A 3,167-nucleotide genomic window follows, 5' to 3' on the forward strand; every position below is an offset into this window, starting at 1 on the left:
ATGCCGCAATTAAACAAAAATGCCATATTCTTGGACGTGTACCAGCCCACGTTAAATTCGAGGTCGTTCAAACTTTTGACGATGGTTCTTATTTGTCGTGGATTGCCCCTGATGGTAAGTCTCTAAAGTTGGGTGCAACCCGAATTCCTATCCGCGTAATAGAATATTCTGTTGAAGAGAACGGTACAGAAAAAGTTTATCGTCTGATTACCGATTTGATGGATATTGCGATTTTTCCTGCTTTGCTTTTAGCTACTGAGTATCACCAGCGCTGGGAGGCAGAAAATACCTTGGATGAATTAAAAGTTCATCTCAATGGTCGTAAAACTCCTATCCGTTCTAAAAATCCTCGTGAAGTAGTGCAAGAAATTTATGGCTGGTTACTGGGACATTATTGCATACGTTGTTTAATGTTTCAAAGTGCTGAAAAAGTAGGATTGTCTCCATTACGTCTCAGCTTCACTGGCAGCCTTTCGTCATAAACTCACCTTGATCGACAAATAGATATTCCTGCTGCGGACGACCCCAAGCTTTGACCCGATTATCTATGCGGTCAAGATTATCAACAATTACCACCAAACCATTTTTACCCTGCTGTTTGAGTTTAGCGATGCCTGCGGCGGGCTACGCCTACGCAGGTTCCAATAATTCTTGATTAATCGCTTCCAACAGTTTAGTTTTTTGCGGTGCCAAATACTGATTGAGTTTTTCTCGCAGCGTTGGATCATTTTTCATCTTCGCTGTGATTTCACCAATGCCCACAGACAGAGAAAGCTTATCTTTATCTGCGGATAAACCGACATCACCAACCCCCGGAATCTTAAGTTTTCCCCCCGTCAGTTCGGAGTTTAAGACTTTCCAAGCACCTTGGAGCAACTCATTAAACTTGTTAGGTTCCCCCAGTGTAATTTTATCCAGACTTTGACTAACCCGACGAGCGATACCTTCGGTGGGCTACGCCAACGCTAGCAGTACATCAGCAATATTGACATCGGTCATTTCCAAATCGTCGCTAGACTCAAAATAGACCACATGGAAGCCTAATATTTCCAGTTCTGCCTGTAACCGTAATAGTTCTGTCGATTTACCACAACCAATATGCCCAGTAAATAAAGTGCAAGTTGGTTCATGGGGCTTAAAAAAAGTAATTTTCTGCTTCAGTTTGCCAAGAATATCACCACCTCGGACTGAGGAAAAATCTATATAATACTTGCCATCAGAGCTATTGTTGACAAACAGAGTTCTGCTAGGGTCGGAAGCCTGATAAAATTCCCGTAAATCTATGGGCATAACGCTGGTAGTGCAATTATCTCGTATTGTCCTAGATATCCTTGTTTAAAAGGATAAAGTTATTTACATCTTTGCATCTAAATATTTCGGACAATATTCGTTTTTTTCCATTAGCTTTGGGCTTGTCGTCAAACCTTGTACTGCGATAATTGGACACGAGTATCAAGTTATAGCATTTGCATAATTTTTTAACTTTGTAATGAGAGGTACTTTAAGTTACTTAATACTTCAAGCACTACCCGTTTTCATGGTTAGCGTTAGGATAGCTATGTATTTTATTAAGGTATAAATATGGCTCAAACTTTTTATGTAAATTCAGTAACAGGCAGCGATAGCAATTCAGGTAGCCAACAAGCTCCATTTAAAACTATTAGCCAAGCCTTCAAGGTAGCTACAAATGACACAAAAATTCAACTTGCAGATGGTAATTACAATGCTGCTAGCGGTGAAGTGTTTCCATTAACGGTTGCATCTGGTGTGACAGTGGTAGGTAATGAAGTAAACAAAGGCAATGGCATTTTGATTGAAGGAAGTGGTAACTACTTGAGCCGGACTTTTGCTGGTCAAAATGTTACTTTCGTGCTGTTAGATAAAGCCGAACTCCGGGGGGTAACTGTAACAAATCTCGCTAGCCGTGGTAGTGGTGTGTGGATTGAATCAACTGCCCCTACTGTTGCTAATAGCACCTTCACCAACTGTAAACGCGAGGGCGTATTTGCCACAGGCGATGCCAACCCAGTTATTCTAGGTAATGTATTCAGTGAGAATGCAGCTAATGGAATTGCGATCGCTAAAAATTCCAAAGGTCAAATTCAAGGTAATACTTACTTCAAAACAGGTTTTGGCATTGCTATTAGTGACACCGCATCACCCATACTTCGAGATAACAAAATTTCCGAAAACCGCTCTGGGATTGTCGTCACTGGTAATGCTCGTCCAGTGTTGCGTAATAATGTCAGTGAAAATAACACAGACGATGGTCTAACTATAGTTGGAACTGCGCTACCGGATATCGGCAGTACCAATAACCCAGGAGGCAATACTCTACGCAATAACGGTAAATTTGATTTGCAAAATGCCACCTCTAACAAGCTGGTTTCCGTGGGAAATAAAATAGATGCGTCTAAAGTTTCGGGAAATGTAGAGTTTGCAGATAGTTCAGTTCCTACACCGACACCAACTCCAACACCAACACCAACACCAACTCCAACTCCGACTCCGACACCAACACCAACTCCAACACCAACTCCAACTCCGACACCAACACCAACTCCGACACCAACTCCGACACCAACACCTACTCCTATCGAATTAACCGATATTAGTAATCATTGGGCAGGTGCGTTTATTCGAGAATTAGTTAAATTGGGGATAGTTAATGGTTTTCCCGATCGCACATTTAAACCCGATGCTACAATGACACGGGCGCAATATGCAGCATTGCTAGTAAAAGCTTTCAACCCATCGCCAAACCGCCCGGTTATCAAATTCAAAGATGTACCAGCAGACTTCTGGGCATCCAAAGTAATTCAGCAGGCATATCAAGGTTTATTTCTCTCTGGTTTTCCCGACAATACCTTCAGTCCCAGCAAAAATATCCAGCGCGTGCAAGTGATTGTCTCTCTGGTGAATGGACTAGGGTTATCTGCTGATGGTACAGCAACTATCAAAGCTTTTGATGACCAAGCAAAGATTCCTGAATATGCCAAAGATGAGGTAGCAAAAGCTATGGATAAGGAGATCATCGTCAATCACCCTAATCTCAAACAACTCAATCCTACCCGCGATGCTACACGCGCTGAGGTAGCAGTGATGGTATATCAAGCTTTGGTAGATGCTGGCCGTGTAGCGGCGATTAACTCGCCTTATATTGTAAG

Annotated in this window: 1 protein-coding gene and 2 pseudogenes; 2 read left to right on the top strand and 1 reads right to left on the bottom strand. The window is 42.2% G+C overall.

Annotated features, from left to right (window positions below):
• A pseudogene (locus tag ACEW80_RS24220) lies at nt 1–482 on the top strand (transposase); the annotation flags it as partial.
• Here ACEW80_RS24220 and ACEW80_RS24225 read toward each other — a convergent pair.
• Nucleotides 472–1,290: pseudogene (locus ACEW80_RS24225) on the bottom strand (ATP-binding protein); the annotation flags it as partial. The pseudogenes ACEW80_RS24220 and ACEW80_RS24225 overlap by 11 nt on opposite strands.
• Before the next feature lie 291 nt (nt 1,291–1,581).
• On the opposite strand from ACEW80_RS24225, the gene ACEW80_RS24230 reads away from it, so the two are divergent.
• On the top strand, nt 1,582–3,167 hold a 1,586-nt coding region (locus ACEW80_RS24230; protein WP_373529037.1), incomplete at its 3' end, for a DUF1565 domain-containing protein.

The organism is Nostoc sp. (genome assembly GCF_041747015.1).
GTDB lineage: Bacteria > Cyanobacteriota > Cyanobacteriia > Cyanobacteriales > Nostocaceae > Nostoc.